The following is a 21173-nucleotide window of genomic DNA, read 5'->3' as shown; positions in this document are numbered from 1 at the left end:
TGCCGCGGCGGCGCCCGCGCGGGCCGGAATTCGCGCGCCCGCGCGGGCCGGGCGGAGGCCCGGCCGCTACCGGGCGGGGACGGCGCCCGCCTGCGCGGGCGCGGCCATCAGCGCGGCGCCGATGATGCCCGCCTCGTTCTGCAGCCTGGCGGGGACCACCGGGGTGTCGATCCGCACGTGCGGCAGGAACTTGTCGGCCTTCTTGCTCACCCCGCCGCCGATGATGAACAGCGAGGGGGAGAACAGCATCTCCACGTGCTTGAGATACTCCTCGACCCGCTCGGCCCACTTGTCCCAGGACAGCGCGTGGTCCTCGCGGGCCTTGTCGGAGGCCCTGCGCTCGGCGTCCTTGCCGTTCAGCTCCAGGTGGCCGAGCTCGGTGTTGGGCACCAGCCTGCCGTCGGTGAACACCGCGCTGCCGATGCCGGTGCCGAAGGTCAGCATGATCACGACACCGTCGCGGCCCCGGCCCTCGCCGAAGGTCGCCTCGGCCAGACCGGCCGCGTCGGCGTCGTTGAGCACCCGCGCCCCGCCGAACAGCTTGCCGGCGTCGACGCCCACCCACGAACGGTGCACGTTGGCCGCGGTCCGCACGACGCCGTTGACGACCACGCCGGGGAAGGTCACGCCGACCGGCCCCTCCCACGAGAAGTGCTCGACGATCTGCGAGACCACCTCGGTCACGCCTTCGGGCTTGGCGGGCTGGGGGGTCGGGATGCGCAGCCGCTCGGCAGCGAGCGTGCCCTCTTTCACGTCCACCGGCGCGCCCTTGATGCCGGAGCCGCCGATATCGATGCCGAGAACATCCATGTCCGTGTCCTTGCCCCGAAAAGTCGCGATGAACCCGGCGTCATCCTCCCACGTATCTCGCGGCACAAGCGCACATACCAAGGAGGCAGGGATGCGGCCACGCATCGTCACACTCTGCGCATCGGCGCTGATCCTCGGCATGATCCTCGGCACCGCCACCCCGGCGTCGGCCGGTCTCGTCTCGGGTCGGACCAGGACCAGGTTCGACGTCGTCAACCTGGTCTCCGACATCAGGGGCAAGGCGCCGGTCACCGATCCCAAGCTGGTCAACCCGTGGGGCCTGGCCATGGGCAGGACGCTGTGGGTCTCGGCCACCGGCACCGGCGTCGCCACCGTCTACTCCGGCACGGGCAGGAAGGAGGCCACCGAGGTCAGCGTGCCCGGCGGGACGCCCACGGGCCAGGTCTTCAACCCCACCGACGGCTTCACCGTCAAGGGCAGACCGGCCACGTTCGTCTTCGCCAGCCCGAGCGGCGCCATCACCGGCTGGAACGCCGAGGCCGACCCCAGGAACGCCGTCATCGCCGCCTTCACCCGCGGCGCCGACTACATGGGCCTGGCCCTGATGGAGACGGAGAAGGGCGCGTTCCTGCTGGCCGCCGACTTCGCCGGCGGCCGCGTCCACGTCTTCGACTCCGACTTCAACCGGGTACGGCTGCAGCGCCGCCGGTTCGCCGACCCGTTCGTGCCCGAGGGGTACGCCCCGTTCAACGTCTCGGTTGCCCGCGGCGCGGTCTGGGTCTCCTACGCCCTCCGCGACGCCCGGACCGGCAGGTCCGTGGCCGGCAAGGGCAAGGGGTTCGTCAGCCGCTTCGACGCCGCCGGCCGCTTCACCGGACGGCTGGCCGCCGGCGGCCAGCTCAACGCCCCGTGGGCGGTGACCGTCGCGCCGCGCGGCTTCGGGCAGTACGCGGGCGCGATCCTGGTCGGGAACTTCGGTGACGGCTGGATCCACGCGTTCAGGAACGGCCGCCACCTCGGCCCGCTGCGCGATGGCGACGGCCGCCCGATCGTGCTGCCCGGCCTGTGGGACCTGGAGCCGGGCACGGCCGCCAACGGCGGCGACAACGCGCTGTGGTTCGCCGCGGGCATCGAGGGCGCCCGGCACGGGCTGCTCGGCCTGATCCGCCCGGCGGGCGCCCGCGCCCCGCACTCGGCCCCGCCGTCGTCGTCCGCGCCGGTGCCGCCGTCCTCGACCCCGGCCCCCTCACCGGCCGCCTCCCCCCCCGGCTCGGGCCACGGCTACTGAGCACCAGCTCGGCGCCGAAGACCTTCTCGTGCCACGCCCGGCCGGCTGCCGGATCGCTCACCCAGATCTTGAGATGCCGCACGCCGGCCAACGCCGTCATGGTCACCATGATGTCGATAAAGTGCGGACGTGAGCGAGGGAAACTTCAGCGAGTGGCTGCGGGCGCAGTGCGAGCCCACGTGGACCGAGGTCGTCACCCATCCGTTCGCGGCGGCGATCTCCACCGGCGAGGTGGCCGACGACGACATGCGGCGCTATCTCGTCCAGGACTTCCAGTTCGTCGACACCTTCACGGCGCTGCTCGGGGCGGCGGTGGCCTGCGCCGACAGCTTCGAGGCGCGCGTGCCGTACGGGCAGTTCCTCGGGCAGGTGGCCACCACCGAGGAGAAGACCTACTTCCACCGCGCGCTCGAGGCTCTCGGCGCCGGCACGGGGCCCGCGGTGCTCGAACCGGTCACCGAGGACTTCCGCACCCTGATGGACGAGGCCAGGACCAGCCAGGACTATCCGCTGATCGTGGCGGTGCTGTGCGTGGCGGAGTGGACCTACCTGGGCTGGGCCTCGCGCGCCGCCCAGCCGTACCCGGACAGCTTCGTGTACAGGGAGTGGATCGAGCTGCACGAGGGGCCGGCGTTCCGGCAGTGGGTGGACTTCCTGCGCGGCGAGCTCGACCGGCTCGGCCCCGCCCTCGGCGAGGACCGCAGGCAGGAGGTGCTGAGCGTCTTCCGGCGGGCGGTGGAGCTGGAGAAGCGCTTCTTCGACATGGCCGCCGGCTGACGACGGCCATGCGCACGGCCGCCGGCCGGAGGTGACGACCTCCGGCCGGGAGCGCCCTGACCTCCTCGTCGACCCAGAACGGCACCTGGGCGAACTCGGTCGCCGCCTGGCGGGCCCGCTCGTCGCCGCCCAGTGCCTCGGCGATCGACTCGACCCACTGCGCCTCGGTGATGTGGCCGAGGACGGCGGGCAGGATGCGGTCGGGCGCGAAGGCCGTCTTCATCAGCGGCAGGCCGTAGCGGGCCTCGATGTCGGCCTGGACGGCGTGGTCGAACTGGCGCAGCACGCCGTCGAGGTCGCTGAGAACAGCGTCGTAGGAGGAGGTCACAGCCACCCATTGTGCCGGGCCAGCCGGGCCGCCTCGATCCTGTTCCTGGTGTGCGTCTTGCCGATGGCCGCCGACAGGTGGTTGCGCACCGTGCTCTCCGACAGGTGCAGCCTGGCGGCCAGGTCGGCGATCGTGGATCCGTCGAGCGCGGCGGCCAGCACCTCGCGCTCCCTGTCGGTGAGGGGGTTGGTGCCCGCGTGCAGGGCGGCGGCGGCCAGTGCGGGGTCGACGATCCGCTCGCCCGCCACGGCTCTCCTGATGGCCTGCGCCAGCTCCTCGACCGGCGCGTCCTTCACCAGGAACCCCGCCGCGCCCGCCTCCATCGCCCTGCGCAGGTAGCCGGGCCTGCCGAACGTGGTCAGGATCAGCACGACGACCCCCGCCTCGTGCAGCTCGGCGGCGGCGTCCAGACCGCTGCGGCCGGGCAGTTCGATGTCGAGCAGCGCCACGTCGGGCCGTGTCTGGCGGGCGGCGGCGGCGATCGCCGCGCCGTCGGCGACCTGGGCGACCACCTCCAGGTCGTCCTCCATGCCGAGCAGCAGGGCGAGCGCGTCGCGCATCATGCCCTGGTCCTCGGCGATCAGCACCCTGATCACACCGGCACCGCCACCCTGAGCGTGAACCGCTCGCCCTCGACCGCCGCGGCCATCTCGGCGCCCCGTTCGGCCAGTCCCTTCAGCCCGTTCCCCCGGACGAACGAGCCGGGCGCGCCGTCGTTGACGATCTCCAGAACCACCCTGCCGCCCGCGTCCCGCACCGTGATGGCGCACGTGCTCGCCCTGGCGTGCCTGATCACGTTCGTCACTCCTTCCCTGACCGCCCACCCGAGCAGCACGTCGGCCTCCGGCGGCAGCCGTACCTCCACCGGCTCGACCTCGGCCCGCACCCCCGCCTCCTCCAGCGCCAGCCGGGCGGCCGCCAGCTCGTCGGCCATGCCGCGCCCCCGGTAGCCCGCGACCGCGGCGCGGACCTCGCCCAGCGCCCTGCGCCCGATCTCCTCGATGTCGGCCGCCTGCGCCGCCGCCGCGCCCGCGTCGCGCGGCGCCAGCCTGCGCACCGCCTCGGCCTTGACCACCACCAGCGACAGCGTGTGGCCCAGCAGGTCGTGCAGGTCGCGGGAGAAGCGCTCGCGCTCCCGCGCGACCGCGGCCCTGGCCAGCTCCTCCCTGGCCGCCGACAGCTTCAGCGTGAGGTGCACGACGACGCCCGCCATGAACGTGCCCCAGGCGACGGCCGCCACCCCGTCCGTGCCGCCGCCCGCCCGCCACGTCACCAGCATCGAGGCGAGCGTGACGACCGCCAGCGCGTAAGGCAGCGCCCGCCCCCGCACCACGATCCCGCACGCGATGGACACCAGCGGCAGCAGGTACAGCCACGCGCCGCCGTAGGCGAGGCCGAGCGCGAGCGCCGTCACGGCGAGCACGGCCAGGGGCGGCAGTGACGCGGTCCTGACCGACAGCAGGTAGGCCGCCACCACGAGCGACAGGCCCAGCGCTCCGCCCCACGTCGGCGCGCTGACCAGCGTGTAGGCGGGAAAGTAGGCCACCGCGACCCAGGCGTAGAACGGGCGCATCCTCACCTCCAGTACGCCAGATTGTGCCCGACGGCGTGGCGGGCGCCTCATCGGCGTCCGGCCGGCACGTCCACGGCCGCGCATCCTGCCAGCGGGAACGCCGGAACGAGTGGAATCCTCATGCCTCCAGGGTTGCGGATCGCCCGGATCCGCCGAAGAATCATCGATCCGGTGTTCACCAGGACGAAAGTCCCGGGGCACTACGATCGTCCGAGACATGAAAACGCACCAGCTACCGGCGAGTCTTTGCCGGCTGTTCGAGGACGGCGGCCGCGGGCGGTCGCTGTCCTTCGGGTTGCCCGCGGGCGAGCTCGTGTGGCCGGATCAGCCGGCCAGGCGTCCGGCTTTCTGGATGAGCGAGGAGCCCGCGCCCGGGGGGCTGTGGGCGGCGATGCGGGCCGAGCACCCCCACTCGGGGCTGTGGCCGGTGCTGCTCGACGAGTCGGCGCAGCCCTGGTCGTCGGCGCAGGTGATGCCCGACTCGCCGGACCTCATCGACACCTTCACCGCGGCCGGTTTCATGGCCGAGGTGTGGCAGGACTGGGTGGCGCAGGTGCCCGCCGACTCCCTGGTGGAGATCGAGCCGTTCGGGCCGATCTGTCCCGGCCTGGCCGCGCCGGGGAAGCTGCGCGGCGACCCCGGCCAGGTGGCCGACTGGTACGCGGGGATACTGGCCGAGCGCGGCATGCCGCTCGGGCTGGCCGCCGCCCGCAGGGGCGCCGACACGCTCGCCGTGATGGGCTGGCAGGGCGCCCTGCACCACAACGAGTGGATGGTGCCGCTGGCCGCCGTCGTGCGCAGCTGGGAGGAGCGATTCGGTGCCCGCCTGGTCGCGATGGGGTTCAACACGCTGGAGCTGAGCGTGGCCGCGCCGCCGGTCACCCGCGAGCACGCGCTGCACGTGGCGGCTGAGCACTGGGCGTTCTGTCCCGACAACGTGGTGCAGGGGGCCGGCGACCTGTACGGCTACGCCGAGCAGATCGCCGGCCAGTACTTCTGGTCCTTCTGGTGGGACTGACCGGCGGACTGAGCCCGCGGGGGCAGCCGCCCGCCGCCTAGTGGAAGTCGATCTCGGGCGTGGGCAACTCGACGTCCTGCGGGCCGTACCACCTGGTCCGGTCGGCGGGCACCTCGGTCAGCGGCCGGCTGAGCACGAACGGCACGCTGATCTTGCTGCCGGCCAGGTCGACGGTCACGGTCGCGCCCGTGCCCGTCTCACCGCTGTAGGTGGCGTCGGTGCCGGCGAGCACCAGGCCGAGGCGGTGGCCCTTCCTGAAGACGTAGTCGTGCGGAAGCGTCTCCCAGGCGACCCTGCCGTACTCGCCGGCGGGCAGCGGGCTGGGCGACGACAGCGAGTCGCGGTTCTGCACGTCGATCCAGCCGCGGGCGACGATCTCCAGGGGACGGGTGGCCAGGTTGGTGGCCACCTTCCGGTAGCAACCGTCGTCGGCGGCGGTCGCCTCGCCGTGGCAGTCCTCCTCGGCCAGCGTGGTGATGCCCTGGCCGCGCCGCCAGTCGACGCGGGTGGCCTCGCCGAAGTCGACGAGCAGCGCGGTCAGGTTGGCGGTCGGCCGGTCCAGCGCCACCCGCAGGTCGACCAGGGGCGTGCCGGAAAGGCGCAGGTCGAGGGGGAGCGGCCCGGTGGTGTAGGCGAGGCGGCCCGGCTTGGCGGTGCCGACGTCGGCGACCATCTCCGTCTCCGGCATCCGCAGGTCGGTGAACGTCGCCGTCGTCCCCCTGCGCGCCGGCAGCAGCCCGAGCCCACCGTCGGCGGCGGGGCGCAGCGGCACCCGCACCGCCCCGTGCGCCGGCCAGTCGCGCTGGGTGATCCACTGCGCCGGGCCCACCTGGACGTCGGCGGCCGGCTCGCGCATGATCCCGTTGGGCACGCCGAGGAGCCAGTGGTCGAACCACCGGTGCAGCGTGTCGACCCACAGGTCGCGCCTGCCCTCGAAGTCGAACGGGTCGACGTGCTGGTACTGGCCGACCCAGATCTTGCGCGGCACGCCGCGCCGGCCCAGCGCCGCCCACCAGGCGGAGAAGTTGTCGGGCTTGACGTTCAGGTCGTTGCCGGTGTGGACGACGAACACGCTGGCCCTGACGTTGGCGACGTCCTTCTCGTAGTCGCGCAGCCGCCAGAAGGCGTTGTAGTCGCCCGTGTCGTCGCCGTCCTCGGCGTCCATCCCGGCCCGTACGGCGGCGCACTTGGCGTCGGGGTCGGTGTCGACGACGTTGGCCAGCCAGGAGGCGTAGTTGTAGTTGTAGACGACGCCGTTGGAGCGCTGGTAGCGGTACCAGGAGCTGATCGCGGAGATCGGGACGATCGTCTCCAGGCCTTCGACGCCCGTGGCGGCCACGGCGTTGGCCAGCGTCCCGTCGTACGACTTGCCGATCATGGCGGCCTTGCCGGTGGTCCACGTCGCCTCGGCGGCGGAGCCGTCGGCGCGGTAGGCCTTCGCCCTGCCGTTCAGCCAGTCGATGACGGCCTTGCCGCCGAGGACGTCGGCCTGCCCGCCGGTGTCCGGACAGCCGTCCGACCTGGTGGTGCCCAGCATGTCCACGTTGAGGACGGCGTAGCCGCGCGGGACGAAGTAGTTGTCGTAGAAGAGCGGGAACTTCACCAGGTCGCCCGCGGCGTCGTAGACCTTGCGCTCGGCCTCGTTGCCGCGGCCGGAGTTGTCGTAGTAGGGGCTCTCGTCGATGATCACCGGCACCTTGAGCGAGGGGCCGGACTCCCGGGGCCGGATGATGTCCACCCGCACCCGGTCGAGGCGGCCGTCGGCGTCGCTGTCGATCGGGGCCTCGACGTAGACGTGCTCGCGGATGGCGTCGGCGTAGGAGAAGACGGGTTGGGAGCGGTCGTTCTCGACGGTGATGGCGACGGCGGCCCGCGCGGGGGGCGCGGTGGTCGCGACGAGGGTCAGCGCGATGAGGGTCGCCCGTAAGCGTGACACGCGAGGTCCTCCTGGGGGTGGGGGGACTGACCATGATCGGGCGTGCCGATCACCTTTTATAGTTCACCGGCTGGCCGGTATAGTTTCGGGCCATGCCGAGACCGAGTTCGAGAGAGCGGCTGCTCGACGCCGCCGCCGAGGTGCTGATCGGCGACGGGGCCGAAGCGCTGACCCTGGAGGCCGTGGCCCAGCGCGCGGGCGTGTCGAAGGGCGGCCTGTTCTACCACTTCCCGACCAAACAGGCCCTGGTGGCCGCCATGGTCGGCCGGCTCACCGCCGCCTTCGACGCCGCGCTGGCCGTCGCGGGCGACCGGCCGGGCGACTTCCTGCGCGCCTACGTCGAGGCCACCATCCCCCCGAGCGTTCCGGAGGGCCGCACGGCGGCTCATGCCGGCAAGCCGCCGGCGCAGGCTCATGCCGGCCAGGTGCCGGGGGAGCCTCATGCCGGCCAGGTGCCGGCGGCGGCTCCCGCCGACCAGGTGACGGCGGCGCTGCTGGCCGCCGTCATCGTCGACCCCGCCGGGCTCGCGCCGCTGCGGGAGAGGTTCGCCGCCTGGCAGACGCGGCTGACCGGCGACGGCATCGACCCCGCCGTGGCCACGACCGTACGGCTGGCCGTGGACGGCTGGTGGGCGGCCAGGCTGTTCGGTCTCGGCGAGCCCGACCCTGAACTGCACGAGCGCACCCGCCGCCACCTCCTGGAGATGATCGACCGTGCTGCGAACGACTAAGGCCCTCATGCTGGTGACGGACGTCGGGTTCGTCGTGTACTTCACGGTGACCGGTCTGGGGCTGATCCCCGCCGAGTGGGCCTTCGCCGACTACGCCAACCCGTTGATGGCAGACTGGAACTGGTCGTTCCTCTGGATCGACCTGGCGGCAAGCGCGACCGGGCTGGCCGGCCTGTGGCTGCTGCGCGGCGGGCGGCGGCGGGGGGAGCCGCTCATGCTGGTGTCGCTGGTGCTCACCATGGCGTCGGGGCTCATGGCCGTGGCGTTCTGGACGCTGCGGGGCGACTTCTCCCCGGCCTGGTGGATCCCGAACCTGTACCTGCTGCTGTTCCCGCTGCCCGCCGTCATCCGGCTGACCGGCGGACCCCGCCTGGCCGCATCGGCGTCCGGCTGACCGGCTGACCGGCGGGCTCGGCCTGGCCGCATCGGCGTCAGGCTGACCGGCTGACCGGCGGGCTCGGCCTGGCCGCATCGGCGTCAGGCTGGCTGGTGGGTTCGGTCGGGACGCTCGGACGTCAGGCTGACCGATGGGTGCGGCCTGGCCGCTCCGGCGTCCGGCTGAGCGCGGGGGCGGGCTCCCGTACGCGGGGCGCCGCGGGGGAGTCCGTAGAGTTGGGGCGGACGAAGGAGATTCATGGTGATCAAGGCAGTGGTGTTCGACGTCGGCGAGACGCTGATCGACGAGACGCGCATCTGGTCGCGCTGGGCCGACCGGCTGGGCGTGCCCCCCTTCGCGTTCATGGGCGTCCTCGGCGGCACCGCCGCGCTCGACCGCTCCCACCGCGACGCCTTCGAGATCATCCGCCCCGGCCTGGACGTCGAGGCCGAGATCGCCGCATGGGAGAAGGACGAGCCCGGCAGCCTGCGCAACCACTTCGACGCCGACGACCTGTATCCCGACGTACGGCCCGCCCTCGTCGAGCTGCGCGCGGCGGGAGTTCAGGTGATCATCGCCGGCAACCAGCCCACCAGGGCCTACGACGCGCTCGTGGCCATGGACCTGCCGGTCGACTCCATCCACACCTCCGACGGCTGGGGCGTGGCCAAGCCCGCCCCCGCCTTCTTCGCCAAGGTGGCCGCCGTGGCCGGCCGGCGCCCCGAGGAGATCCTTTACGTCGGCGACCGGCTCGACAACGACGTGCTGCCCGCGGGCAGGGCGGGCATGCGGACCGCGCTCCTGCGCCGGGGCCCCTGGGGCTACCTGCACGCCGACAGGGCGGAGGCGAGCGCCGCCGACACCGTCATCGACGACCTGTACGGCGTGCTGCCCGCCCTGCGACGGCTCGGCACCGACTAGGGCGGATCCCGCTTGGCTTGGCTGGATCCCGGATGGCTAGGGCGGATCGCGCTCGACCAGGGTGGATTCCGGCCGGCTAGGGCGGATCGCGCTCGGCTTGGGCGGATCGCGCTCGACCAGGGTGGATTCCGGCCGGCTAGGGCGGATCGCGCTCGGCTTGGGCGGATCCCGCTCGACCAGGGCGGATCCTGGCGGGCTAGGGCAGGTCTCGCTCGATGCGGATCGCCCGCTCCTCGGCGGACAGGTCACCGGAGTCGGCCCCCACCTCCTCGGCGACCTCCTCGCTCTCCACGTCGGGGGTCAGCCCCTCGTCGGGCGCCACCAGCCGGTGCTCCTCGCGCGGCGTGCGATCCCGCTCGGGCGCCTCGCGCCACATCCGCTCGGCCACGGTGTCCTGGTGCCGGGGGTCGTCCTCCTCGATGACGTGCTCCCTGCCGAGGTCCTCGGTCCAGCCCTCGACCTCTATCTCCTGCTCGTCGCTGAGTCCGTAGCGGTCCGGTGGTTGTTGGCTCATGCCTGGTGCCCTACCCCTCCTCCGGCGGGGAACCCTCCTGCCAGGCGTATCACGCCCGACGGGGCGGTCGGCGCACGAGGCGGTCGGCGTATCGCCCACCGCGCCCCCACCGCGCCGCCCACCGCAGGGGCTCAGCGGCCGATCGCGGCGCCGATCAGGGCCCGCGGGTCGGCCGCGCCCGCGAGGACGCCTCCGGGCAGCACGTCGATCAGGTGCGCGTGCCCGAACCCCGTCCCGTACGGCCTGCCCGCCACCGGATGGCCGAGCGCGGCCAGCCCGTCGGCCCAGCCGGCGCCCTCCTCCAGCTCCATGACGGTCGCGTCGGGCGCGTCCCACGTGTCGAAGCCGGTGCCGCCGGTCGCCAGCCGCCAGCGGGGCGCGCCGATGGCCTCGCCCGGCGTCTGGCCGTGCCGGAGCAGCCTGGTGATGACCTGCAGCAGGATCTGCGGCTGCGCGTCGCCGCCCATCGTCCCCACGACCGCGCGGAGCGAGCCGTCCGGCCTGGTGACCAGGGCCGGTGTGAGCGTGTGCGGGGGACGCCGGCCGGGGCCGTACTCGGCGGGGTGTCCGGGGGTCAGCGAGAAGCCGATGCCGCGGTTGTGCAGGTTGATCCCGGTGCTCGGCTCGACCAGCAGGCTGCCGAAGCCCGAGGCGTTCGACTGGATGAGCGACACGCCCATGCCGTCGCCGTCGACCGCGCACAGGTACGTCGTGTCGCCCTCGGCGGTCAGGCCGGCCACGGTCAGCCGGGCGGCGGGATCGACCAGCGCGCGGCGCCGCTCGATCTCGGCCGCCGACACCAGGTCTTCCGCGTGCTCGTGCAGGAGCGCGAGCCGGTCGTGGCCCGCGATCCTGGCCGCCTCGCCCAGCAGGTGCGCCCAGAGGGGGTCGTCGGGCGCGGCGGGCAGGTCGAGCCCGTCCACGATGCCGAGCGACAGCAGCAGCAGGTAGCCCTGGGAGTTCGGCGGCATCGACCACACCTGGTGGCCGAAGGCCGGCACGCGCAGCGGCTCCACCCAGTCGGCCAGCGGCTCGGCCAGGTCGTCGTCCGTGTACTCGCCCGCGCCCAGCTTCAGCAGGCCCTGGCCGAACTCGCCCTGGTAGAAGCCCTCCCGTCCGGAGCCGGCGATCGCCTCCAGCGTGCGGGCCACGCCCCGTCTGGTCATGACCTGGCCCGGGGTGAAGCCGCCGGCGAAGTCGGGGTGGCCGACCGTCGAGGCGATGGGCGCCAGCAGCGGCGAGACGGGGAAGCCGCCGGCGGCCAGTTCGACGGCGGGGGCGAGCACGGTGCCCAGCGGCAGTCTGCCGTACCGGGAGTGCAGCGCGAGCCAGCCGTCGACGCAGCCGGGCACCGGCACCGACCTGATGTCGTGCTGGTGCGGCATGCGGGTGTGGCCCTCGGCCCTGAGCCGGTCGGGATCCGCGCCCGACCCGGCGCGTCCCGAGGCGTTGAGCGCGCTGACCCTGCTCCCCGCGCCGCCGGGAGCCTGCCCGCCGCCGCCCTCGTGGACGAGGGCGAACAGGTCGCCGCCGAGGCCGCACATGTGGGGAGCGGTGACCGTGAGGACCGCGTTGGTGGCGATGGCGGCGTCGGCGGCCGAGCCGCCGCGGTCGAGCATGGTCAGGCCGGCGGCGGAGGCGAGATGGTCGACGCTGCACACCATGCCGGATCGGGCGTATCGGGTGTTCTGCACGGAAGTGACCTTACGCGGTCCTGGGCCGCAGGATCCGTACCCCCGTGACCTTGGCCAGTGCCAGTGCGGCCAGCAGCGTGGCGGCCGTGGTGCTGACGCCGCCGATCTGCAGCGCCGCCTGCGGGCCGAGGGTGTCGCTGAGCCAGCCGAGCAGCGGACCGCCCAGCGCGCCCGCCGCCGCGCTCACCAGGCCCAGCACCGCGATCACCCGGCCGCGCAGCTCGTCGGGGCTGCCGAGCTGGGCGCGCGCCCCGATCGTGGTGTCGATGACCACGGCGCCCGCGGCGATCGGCAGCAGCAGCGCGGCGAAGCTCCACAGCTCGGGCATCAGGCCGCTGAGTGCCTGCGCCACGCTGGACAGGAAGGCCGTGACCAGCAGCAGGCGCATCGTCAGGCGCGGCCGGCCCGCCGCGAAGACGCCGCCCACCACGGTGCCGACGGCGAAGACCGTGGACAGCAGGCCGTAGCCACCGGCGCCCGCGCCGAGCGGCCCGTCCGCCATCGCGGCCATCGTCACCTGGTAGTTGCGGCCCATGCTGCCGAGGACCAGGGAGAGCGCGAGGATCACCAGCAGCCAGCGGGTGCGCAGGACGTACCGCAGGCCCTCGCGGATGCCGGCGGCGCCGGCGGGGGCCTGGGCCAGCCGGTGCATCTCACCGGCGCGCATCGCGGCGATGGCGGCGATCACGGCGAGGAAGCTGATCGCGTTGAGCACGAAGAGGCCGGCGGGCCCGGTGAGGGGGATCAGCACGCCCGCCAGGCTCATGCCGAGGATGCGGCCGGCGGAGTTGACGACCGAGCCGAGCGCCATGGCGTTCGGCAGGTCGGCGGGCGGGACGACCTCCGCGCCGAACCGGCCGAGCGCGGGGCCGCCGAGCGCGGTGACCAGCCCGCCGGCCAGTGCCACGCCGTACACGGGAAGGACGGAGGTCACCCCGGAGCCGGCCACGACGGCGAGCACCACGGCGAGCAGGCCCTGCGCGATCTGGGAGGCCACGACGACGGGGCGGGCGCGCAGCCGGTCGGCGAGCGCGCCGCCCCACAGGCCGAAGGCCAGCGTGGGCAGCGCCTGCAGGACCAGGCTCACGCCGACGCTGGTGGCCGTGCCCGTGGCGGACAGGATGAGCCAGTTGACGCCCAGCACCTGCATCCAGGTGCCGGTCACGGAGACCAGGTCGGCAGCGGCCCATAGGCGGTAATTACGGTGCTTGAGGGAAGCGAAGAGCAAGGCGAGACCATCTCTTGGGGGTATACCGAGAGACTTGAACGCCCCTTTACCTGCCTCGATTTCCGAATGTGCTGTTTATCACGTTTAAAGGGAGATGAGAGGTTCTTCGCGCCGGACGAGAGCCGCGTACCGGCCGTCGAGAGCCATGAGCTCCTCGTGCGTCCCCCGCTCGGCGATCGCTCCGCCGTCCAGCACGACGATCTGGTCGGCCGCGCGCACGGTCGACAGCCGGTGGGCGATGGTGATCGTGGTACGGCCGTCGGCCAGCGTGTCGAGCGCCTCCTGGACGGCGCGCTCGGTCTGATTGTCCAGCGCGCTGGTCGCCTCGTCGAGCACCAGCACCGGCGGGTCGCGCAGCAGCGTGCGGGCGATGGCCAGGCGCTGCTTCTCGCCGCCGGAGAAGCGGTAGCCGCGCTCGCCCACCACCGTGTCGTACCCGTCGGGCAGGGCGGCGACGTGGTCGTGGATCCTGGCGGCGCGGGCCGCGGCCACCAGTTCCTCATCGCTGGCTCCGGGCCTGGCGAAGCGCAGGTTCTCGGCGATCGAGGCGTGGAACAGGTAGGTCTCCTGCGAGACCACGCCCACGGTGGCGGCCAGGGTCTCGAAGCTCAGCTCGCGCACGTCCACCCCGTCGATCGTGACCCGGCCGCCCGTGACGTCGTAGAGGCGGGGGATGAGATAGCTGAGCGTGGTCTTGCCCGAGCCGGTCTCCCCGACGACGGCCAGGCTGGTCCCGGCGGGGACGTCGAGATCGACGCCGGTGAGGGTGGGGCGCTCGCCGTAGGAGAAGTCGACGCGCTCGAAGCGGACCGCGCCGCGCGGCGCGCTCAGCTCCCGCGTGCCCGGCGTGATGTCGACCGGCAGGTCGAGGTACTCGAAGATGCGGCCGAACAGCGCCAGCGAGCTCTGCACCTCCACCCCGGTCCGCATGAGCGAGACCGCGGGCCTGAACAGCGCCGCCTGGAGGGTGGTGAAGGCGACGACCGTGCCGACCGACACCAGCGAGGTCATGCCGGCGGCCCAGTAGATCATGGCGGGCATCGCGGCCATGATGATCTGGATGGACGACTGCCGCCAGCGTCCCGCCATGCTCGCCCGCACGCCCAGCTCGGCCAGCTCGTCGGAGGCGGTGGTGAACCTGCGCGTCAGCTCGGTGGAGCGGCCCAGCGTCCGGCCGAGCAGGATGCCGCTGACCGACAGCGACTCCTGCACCATCGACGACATGGCGGCCAGTTTGCGCTGCCGCTCGGCCGTGATGCGCCTGCGCTCCACGCCGACCTTGCGGCTGATCCACACGAACAGCGGCAGCAGCGCCAGCGACACCGCCGTCAGCCGCCACTCCAGGACGAGCATCGCGATGACGCTGGCCACCACGGTGGTGAGGTTGGAGACGATCGAGGTCGCGGTCGAGGTGACGACCTGCTGCATGCCGCCGATGTCGTTGGCCAGGCGCGACTGCACCTCGCCGGTGCGGGTGCGGGTGAAGAAGGCCAGCGACATGCGCTGCAGGTGGCCGTACACGGCGGCGCGCAGGTCGTGCATGACCCGCTGGCCCACGGTGGTCGAGATGAAGGTCTGCATCACGTCGAACACGCTGGTGGTGACGGCGACGGCGACCATGCCGAGCGCCAGCAGGCTCAGCAGCGCCACGTCGCGCGCGGGGACGGCGACGTCGAGGATCTCGCGCAGCAGGAACGGCGAGGCGAGGGAGACCAGCGAGGACAGGGCGATGAGGGCCAGGACGGTGGCCAGGCGGCCGCGGTAGGGCCGGAACAGCCTGATGATGCGCCGCAAGGGCGCGCGTGGTTCCTCTGTCATAGAACTCCTTTCAGATGTTCTCTCAAACAGAGGTTAGCTCACAATTCTTCCACCGGTAGGCTCCTGATCGTGGACACCGCCTCCGAGCTGCTGGAACTCGTGCACAGGATCAGCCGTCTGTCCAGGCACGGCTACCGGAACCGTCTGGAGCCGCTGGGGCTGAGCCCCGGCCAGGCGCGGGCGCTGCGCGAGCTCATCGAGGCGGACCGGCCGCTGCGGATGGTCCAGCTCGCCGAGGCGCTGCGCATCGTGCCGCGCTCCCTCACGCCCGTCGTCGACGCGCTGGAGGAGGCGGGGCTGGTGCGCAGGGAGATCGACCCGGCCAACCGGCGATCCACGCTGGTGCTGATCACCCCGCGCGGCGGCGAGGTCTACGAGCGGGCGCGCCAGGCCCGCAGGGAGGTCGCCAGGGACCTGTTCGGCGGGCTGTCGCAGGAGCAGCGCGAGCGGCTGAGGGAACTGCTGCGCGAGGTCGAGGGCGACTAGACCGTCCGGCGGCGGGCCTCAGCCCGCCTGCTCCTGCTCGGGATGCACCCGGCCTGGCGTGGCATGGTCTGCCCTGCCGGGCGCGGCCTGGTCTGTCCTGCCGGGTGTGGCCTGGCCTGCCCGGCCCGGCTCGGTCCGGCCCGCCCGGCCCCCCGCGCGCGTGACCGGCACGCCGCCGACCACCGTGGCCAGGCACGGCGGCTGCTCCAGGAGCGCCGCGTACGGGTCGCGCGCGCCGCGCGTGTCGAAGACCGCCAGGTCGGCGCGGCTGCCGGGGCCCAGCGTGCCGATCCGGCCGGGGCCGTCGGCCATCCCCAGGGCCCGCGCGCCGCCGACGGTCGCCGCCTCCACCAGCACCCGCTCCAGGCGGCGCATCCGCGTGGCCTGCCGTACGGCCCGCGCCGTCGCAAGCGGCGGACCGCCGAACGCGATCGCGCAGCCCTCCTCCACCAGCGCCGAGGCGTCCCCGCCGAACAGCGCCAGCGTGGTGCCGCGCAGCCGCAGCAGCTTGCGCTCGCCGGGCCCGAGCGGCGCCTCGCCCGTGACGTGGCAGTGCCGTCCCAGCACGCCGGCCTCGTCCAGCTCGGCGGGGGAGTGGCGGCCGAGGTCGGCCATGAGCCGCAGCCCGAACGTCCGGGCGAGCACCGCCAGATCCTCCAGCACCAGCGGGTCGGACGCGTACGCCGCCACGCCCACCGTGCCGGGATGCTCGCGGATCGCGGTGATCAGCGCGTCCCGCTCGCTGTCCTCCCACACCTGCTCGCTGGCGCCTTCGACCTCCAGGTAGGTGACACCACCTGGGCCGCGGCGATCCCCGAGATCGGCCGCGCTCGTCACCCCGGGCACCGGCGGTCCGGTACGGCAGGCGTCCACCAGCCCGGGACTGATCAGCCCCGGCCAGCGGATCTCGTCCTCGACGGGGAAGTAGGCCAGCAGGTCGGCCCGCGAGCCCACCTGGAGCACGCGCTCGCCCCTGATGGCGACGCCACCGTCGCGGACGGGCGGGGCGCAGACGGGCAGCACGCAGGGGGCCGAGTGGAGCACGACGGGCGCGGGGGTGCGGAGGCCGAACCCCCGCGTCAACGCTCCCATTGTGTGATTAAAAGGCACGAGTGCTGGCAAATCAATCACGCTCGCCAGGTTTCCGGCCGCACCCGCCTCCCGCCGGTCCCTCTCGCGAGGGTCCCACCCGGCACGGACGGCGACTCTTCCCGCCCCTGACCCGACGCCGACTCTCCCGGGGGAGACCTGTCCGGTTGCGGACAGGAGATGGCCCCTGCAGGTCCGGTACGCTCCTTCTCCTCCTCGGGTGAGCCGTTGCCCGGAAGATCCTGCCGGCTCCCGGTGGGCCGCGCGTGGAACCGCCCCGTGACACCGCTCCGCAGGCCCGGCGGTGGGCACGGTGGCGGGTGCGGCGGGCCTGGTGGCGGGTGTGGTCAGCTGCGAGGGCGGTAGCGGCCGGACAGGCGGGCGAGCTTGAGGCTGAGATGCAGGCTGAGCCGTTCCCCGCCGTCCTTGAGATCCGTCTCCGCCAGCTCCTCCACCCGTTGCAGCCGGTAGTACAGCGACGTCCGGTGCAGCCGCAGCCGCCTGGCGGTGGACACCGCGCTGCCGGCCAGGTCGAGGTAGGTCTCCAGCGTCTCCAGCAGCGGCAGGTGCTGAGGGTCGGCCAGCAGCCGTTCCAGCCCCGGATGCAGGTCCGCCTGCGGGACGTTGGCCAGCATCCGGTAGACGCCGAGCCTGGTCCACTCCACCGACCTGCCGAGGCCCTGCACCCTGGCCGCCACCTGCGCCGCGTGCAGGGCCTCGGCGTACGACTCGCCGGCCTCCGCGAGGGCCGGCCGGGGCCGGCCGATGCCGACCACGACGGGAAGCGCCATCGCCGCGTGCACCTCCTCGGCGGGCGGCGCGGCCGTGGTGAGGAGCGCGGCGTGGTCGTAGCGCACCAGGTGCAGCCCGCCGAGGCGGCGCCGTACGGTGAGCATGCCCTGCTCCAGCGCCAGCCGCGACCGCTCGGACGGCTCGGCGGCCAGCGGCGCGGCGACCAGCGCGGTGACCGGCAGGGCCTGCGGGAAGCCCGCCTCGACCAGGGTGCGGGCGGCGTCGCGGTCGCCGGACAGCACCCCGGTGACGGCCTCCAGCTCGCGGTGCGAGGCGAGACCGGTGGCCAGGCTCTCGTGGAAGAGCGCCAGCGCCAGCGTGCCGGCGGCGGCCACGGCCTCGTCGATCTCGGCGGCCGTCATGGCGGGGGCGGTGTCGATGAACCACAGGAAGCCCATCAGCGCGCCGTCGTGCCGTACGGGGACGCAGACCCGCGGCAGCAGGCCGAGCGCGGGCGCGCCGGGCGTGCGCAGCGGCCCGGTGGCCTCCAGGATGCCCGCGGCGTGCAGGAAGCCGCGCACCTCGGGTGTGGTGTGGCGGCGCAGGATCGAGTCGCGCCTGATGTCGTCCATAGCGCCGTCCTGCTCGGAGTAGGCGATGACGCGCTGGAGGCGGTCCTCCAGCAACAGGGGCCGTCCGAGACGGATGGCTAAGTCGTCGACGCTGCGCTGCAGCACTGCCTGGCCTTTTCAGCAAATGTCGGAAACCGCGGGTGGGCTCTTCCCTACAACTGAACGGTGATCTCCGTCAAGAGCGTCTATACCGTCCTAGATCGTGAATCTCCCGAAGAAGCTGCTGAAAGGCCTGCTGGCGGCCCTCGTGCTGGCCCCCATCGGCCTTGCGGCCACCCCCGCTTCCGCCGACCCTCCCAAGGACCCCGAGATCCCCTGGCGGCAGGACCACTGGCCGCAGACCCAGCCGTGGCAACGCGACCAGCCCGAGCCGGGCGAGCAGGCGCTGCGCGGCCGCCCCTCGGCCCCGATCGGTCCGATCGACCCGCAGAACTGGAAGAACCCCGACCACATGACGTGGGCGGACTACAAGAAGGTGCCGGACACCAACTGGGCCGACCCGAATGTCAAGGGCTCCGTCCGCACCTTCAAGGGCGCGCTGGTGCTGCTCGACTACCCCAACCAGCCGTTCGTGGTCACCCAGCCCAAGGGCTCGACGATCTACCGCAACCCCAGCGCCGAGGCGCACGACGTGCCGCGCGACCAGGTCGCCACGTTCTACCAGAACTTTCTCAACACCCCCAACGCGCTCAACCGCGGCCACACCATCCACGAGTACTGGATGGAGGACTCCGGCGGTCGCTACGGCGTGGAGCTGTCCGGGTTCGGGCCCTACACGCTGTCGGGCAAGGACCACGAGTACGCCATGGAGTTCCAGGGCGGCACCGGCTGCCCCGCCGGCGACAACTGCAACAAGAACCTGCGCACCGAGGGCAAGGCGCTGTGGGTCGGCGCCATCGGCGAGGAGGAGGCCAAGAAGTTCGACTTCATCTTCTACCTCAGCGCCGGCCAGGACGAGTCGAGCACCTGGCAGGAGTTCGGGATGATGAAGTTCCCGAACAAGGAGGCCGTGACCGACGAGTGGGGCCCTGAGGACCCCAGCCTCCCCAACTGGGTCAGGACCCGCTACGTCGACTGGACCTCCTGGCAGGCCGGCTCCAACTTCTGGCCCAACGCCGAGATCGGCGTCAACTCCGTGCAGGCCGAGAGCTCGGGCATGGCCGTCTACGCGCACGAGCTGAGCCACATCCTCGGCGTGCTCGACAACTACAACAACCCGTACGCCAACCCGGTCCGCCGCGCCTACACCGGCGTGTGGGAGATGCTCAGCAGAGGCAGCTTCAACGGCCCCGGCGGCCCGCACAGCCGCTGGCTGATCCCGCCCACCTCGGGCGCCTCGATGGGCGCCCAGCACATGCTGCGCAACAAGATCAAGCTCAACATGGTCGACGAGAAGAACGTGCTGCGCCTGTCGCGCGACGCGCTCGACGAGTCGGGCCTGGTCACCGCCAGGGTCACCGCCCGCGCCGTCCAGCCGGGTCCTGACGGGCTGATGGGTCTCAACATCCAGTTCGACTCCGGCGACAAGTCGCCCGCCTGCCAGTGGCAGACCGACCCGCTGTGCGACGGCGGCGGCTACGAGAACTACACCGTCGAGGTCGTCGACCGGATGGGCACCGACTCCTTCACGCCCGACTCCGGCGTGCTGCTGGCCAAGACCAAGAACCAGGACCGGGCGCCGTTCGAGTGGGTGATCGACGCCAACCCGCAGGACATCAACATGACCGACTACGTCCTGCCGGACGGCACGAAGGTCCCGATCACCATCGGTGACTACCGTCAGCTGTCCGACGCGCTCTTCCACGCCGGGACCGACTCCGGCAGCGAGTACGAGTACGTCGACCAGGCCAACCGCCTGCACTTCTACGTCACCGACGTGCACCGCGACCGCAAGGGCACGCTCTCCTACACCGTCGCGGTCCGCTCGCTGGACGGCGCGGGGCCGCACCAGCGCGGCGTCAGGCTGCTGCCCGCCGCCGGCGTCCCGGCCGGCAAGGGTGTCTCCACCTGCAGGTTCCCGCTGTTCAACACCGGCAGGACGCGCGCCACGACGGCCGCGCACCCCGAGGACGTCGCCGCCTACCTCGGCGGCGACGTCTACCGCCTGAAGGCGTCGGTCTCGGGGCAGGGCTGGACCGCCCAGCTGCCCAACGCCCTGGCCGCGGTCGGCAACGGGCAGCAGGAGGCCGTCACGGTCAACGCCGTGCGTGCCGAAGGTGGCAGCCACCTGGCCAAGGTGACGCTGACCGCCACGTCCGAGTCGGACCCGTCCAAGACGGTGAGCGCCACCTGCCACGTGGTCGGCCTGTAACCGCCTGACGGGGTCGCCGCCCGGCGCCCGGGTAACCCTATGACGGGGTTACCGCGAAGGGTTCGGATAACCGTATGACAGGGTTACCGCGAGGTGCCCGGCTAACCGGCTGATGGGGTACGGCCCGGCCGTACCCCATCGGTCACTCCAGCCAGAGGCCGGCCAGCCCGAGCGCGAACAGCAGCCCGAGCAGCACCTCCACTCCATAGGCGATGTTCGTGCCCGTCTGGCCGAACAGCACGTAGGCGACGGCCGCGACGACGCAGCACACCAGCAGGACCACGTCGACCACGCCCAGGATGATCGCCACGACCAGCCTGAGCAGGAAGAGCACGAACCCGAGGCCGAACCACCGCGACATCGTCGAGTCGTCGTAGGCCCACCGCGACAGCGCGAAGGGCGAGTAGAACGAGCCGGCCCAGTAGGTGTTCCACCGCTCCACGGGACCCGGGACGTGTTCCTTGACCGTGACCTCGGCCTGCGCGAAGGTGATGGTCCGTACCTGACCGTCGGTGACGTCGATGAGCACCGTGCGGTCGACCACCTGGATCCTCGTGGTGCCGTTCACGACGGCGGTGAACTCGCCCTGGCCGGTCCTGACCTTGTAGATGTGGTCGAACCCGACCTCCGTCTGCCCCGGCGGGACCTCGGTGGCGTTGCGGACGATCACGTAGAGGGCGTCGTCCTCGCTGTCCGGCAGCGCGTACTCCGCGCCGATCGAGAAGACCCCCACGGGGGTGACGAGCGAGCTCTGCCCGCTCACCTTGAGCCCGTCGGGCCCCCACTCGAGGCTGACGGGGACGAACGCGGGACGGAAGCTGCCCTTCACCTGGGTGTCGGAACAGGCCGAGGTGCCGACCAGGACAGCGATCACAAGCAGGACGCGGATGATTCGTAAGGCGGAGACGTCTGCGGCACGCGCCAAAGGAGCCCCTTCCGTGGAGGCGCGG

At 72.6% G+C, this 21173-nt stretch carries 19 protein-coding genes; 8 read left to right on the top strand and 11 right to left on the bottom strand.

The genetic code is table 11. The features are described 5' to 3' along the window. Positions 1-66: 66 nt before the first annotated feature. Complete coding sequence (gene ppgK, locus ACWEVS_RS25500; RefSeq protein WP_452553667.1) at positions 67-810, bottom strand: polyphosphate--glucose phosphotransferase; 744 nt, start codon at positions 808-810, stop codon at positions 67-69. A gap of 91 nt (positions 811-901) precedes the next feature. Here ppgK and ACWEVS_RS25495 point away from each other — a divergent pair, with 91 nt between their 5' ends. Further along, complete coding sequence (locus ACWEVS_RS25495; protein ID WP_452553666.1) at positions 902-2059, top strand: TIGR03118 family protein; 1158 nt, start codon at positions 902-904, stop codon at positions 2057-2059. A gap of 129 nt (positions 2060-2188) precedes the next feature. Further along, the gene (locus tag ACWEVS_RS25490; RefSeq protein WP_354904777.1) at positions 2189-2836 is read left to right on the top strand and encodes a TenA family protein; all 648 of its coding nucleotides are present in this window, start codon (positions 2189-2191) and stop codon (positions 2834-2836) included. 324 nt (positions 2837-3160) lie between these two features. Here the strand turns inward: ACWEVS_RS25490 and ACWEVS_RS25485 are convergent, their stop codons facing one another. Then, positions 3161-3760, bottom strand: a complete 600-nt coding sequence (locus tag ACWEVS_RS25485; RefSeq protein WP_452553664.1) for a response regulator transcription factor — start codon at positions 3758-3760, stop codon at positions 3161-3163. Further along, positions 3757-4737 (bottom strand): sensor histidine kinase, encoded by a 981-nt coding sequence (locus ACWEVS_RS25480; RefSeq protein ID WP_452553663.1) that lies wholly within the window; start codon positions 4735-4737, stop codon positions 3757-3759. Before ACWEVS_RS25480 ends, ACWEVS_RS25485 begins: the two co-directional genes overlap by 4 nt. A 217-nt stretch (positions 4738-4954) precedes the next feature. Between ACWEVS_RS25480 and ACWEVS_RS25475 the strand changes: the two genes are divergently transcribed. Beyond that, on the top strand, positions 4955-5755 hold the full coding sequence (locus ACWEVS_RS25475; protein ID WP_354904766.1) for a DUF4253 domain-containing protein: 801 nt from the start codon (positions 4955-4957) through the stop codon (positions 5753-5755). 37 nt (positions 5756-5792) lie between these two features. Here ACWEVS_RS25475 and ACWEVS_RS25470 read toward each other — a convergent pair whose 3' ends face one another. Further along, positions 5793-7691: a Xaa-Pro dipeptidyl-peptidase gene (locus ACWEVS_RS25470; RefSeq protein WP_452553661.1), complete on the bottom strand. Its 1899-nt coding sequence runs from the start codon at positions 7689-7691 to the stop codon at positions 5793-5795. Positions 7692-7783: 92 nt separating this feature from the next. Here ACWEVS_RS25470 and ACWEVS_RS25465 point away from each other — a divergent pair, with 92 nt between their 5' ends. The 3 genes from ACWEVS_RS25465 (at position 7784) to ACWEVS_RS25455 (ending at position 9719) form a co-directional block, all read left to right on the top strand. Further along, the gene (locus tag ACWEVS_RS25465) at positions 7784-8422 is read left to right on the top strand and encodes a TetR/AcrR family transcriptional regulator (protein WP_452414318.1); all 639 of its coding nucleotides are present in this window, start codon (positions 7784-7786) and stop codon (positions 8420-8422) included. After that, the gene (locus ACWEVS_RS25460; RefSeq protein ID WP_452553660.1) at positions 8406-8816 is read left to right on the top strand and encodes a DUF5360 family protein; all 411 of its coding nucleotides are present in this window, start codon (positions 8406-8408) and stop codon (positions 8814-8816) included. The genes ACWEVS_RS25465 and ACWEVS_RS25460 overlap by 17 nt, the downstream gene beginning before the upstream one ends. Before the next feature lie 240 nt (positions 8817-9056). Next, on the top strand, positions 9057-9719 hold the full coding sequence (locus ACWEVS_RS25455; RefSeq protein ID WP_452553659.1) for an HAD family hydrolase: 663 nt from the start codon (positions 9057-9059) through the stop codon (positions 9717-9719). Positions 9720-9915: 196 nt separating this feature from the next. Here ACWEVS_RS25455 and ACWEVS_RS25450 read toward each other — a convergent pair whose 3' ends face one another. The 4 genes from ACWEVS_RS25450 to ACWEVS_RS25435 all read right to left on the bottom strand — a co-directional run bounded on the left by ACWEVS_RS25450 (position 9916) and on the right by ACWEVS_RS25435 (position 14973). Further along, positions 9916-10233: a DUF5709 domain-containing protein gene (locus tag ACWEVS_RS25450; protein ID WP_452553657.1), complete on the bottom strand. Its 318-nt coding sequence runs from the start codon at positions 10231-10233 to the stop codon at positions 9916-9918. 131 nt (positions 10234-10364) lie between these two features. Beyond that, a complete protein-coding gene (locus ACWEVS_RS25445; protein WP_452553654.1) occupies positions 10365-11927 on the bottom strand; it encodes a gamma-glutamyltransferase family protein in 1563 nt (520 codons plus the stop codon). 10 nt (positions 11928-11937) lie between these two features. Continuing rightward, positions 11938-13155, bottom strand: a complete 1218-nt coding sequence (locus tag ACWEVS_RS25440) for an MFS transporter (RefSeq protein ID WP_452553652.1) — start codon at positions 13153-13155, stop codon at positions 11938-11940. 84 nt (positions 13156-13239) lie between these two features. Beyond that, positions 13240-14973, bottom strand: a complete 1734-nt coding sequence (locus ACWEVS_RS25435; RefSeq protein WP_452553651.1) for an ABC transporter ATP-binding protein — start codon at positions 14971-14973, stop codon at positions 13240-13242. A 69-nt stretch (positions 14974-15042) separates the two neighbouring features. Here ACWEVS_RS25435 and ACWEVS_RS25430 point away from each other — a divergent pair, with 69 nt between their 5' ends. After that, on the top strand, positions 15043-15459 hold the full coding sequence (locus ACWEVS_RS25430) for a MarR family winged helix-turn-helix transcriptional regulator (protein ID WP_449924735.1): 417 nt from the start codon (positions 15043-15045) through the stop codon (positions 15457-15459). Positions 15460-15477: 18 nt separating this feature from the next. Here ACWEVS_RS25430 and ACWEVS_RS25425 read toward each other — a convergent pair whose 3' ends face one another. Both ACWEVS_RS25425 and ACWEVS_RS25420 read right to left on the bottom strand, forming a co-directional pair. Further along, entirely contained in the window at positions 15478-16551 is a 1074-nt protein-coding gene (locus tag ACWEVS_RS25425; RefSeq protein WP_452553649.1) for an amidohydrolase family protein, read from the bottom strand. A gap of 344 nt (positions 16552-16895) precedes the next feature. Further along, on the bottom strand, positions 16896-18017 hold the full coding sequence (locus ACWEVS_RS25420; RefSeq protein WP_449924731.1) for a PucR family transcriptional regulator: 1122 nt from the start codon (positions 18015-18017) through the stop codon (positions 16896-16898). Between the two features lie 97 nt (positions 18018-18114). Between ACWEVS_RS25420 and ACWEVS_RS25415 the strand changes: the two genes are divergently transcribed. Beyond that, a complete protein-coding gene (locus ACWEVS_RS25415) occupies positions 18115-20223 on the top strand; it encodes a M6 family metalloprotease domain-containing protein (RefSeq protein WP_452553648.1) in 2109 nt (702 codons plus the stop codon). A gap of 142 nt (positions 20224-20365) precedes the next feature. On the opposite strand, the gene ACWEVS_RS25410 is transcribed toward ACWEVS_RS25415, so the two are convergent. Further along, complete coding sequence (locus ACWEVS_RS25410) at positions 20366-21148, bottom strand: hypothetical protein (protein WP_452414306.1); 783 nt, start codon at positions 21146-21148, stop codon at positions 20366-20368. Positions 21149-21173: the final 25 nt, after the last annotated feature.

Source organism: Nonomuraea sp. NPDC003754, assembly GCF_053605785.1.
This window is presented reverse-complemented; position numbering and strand designations above follow the sequence as displayed.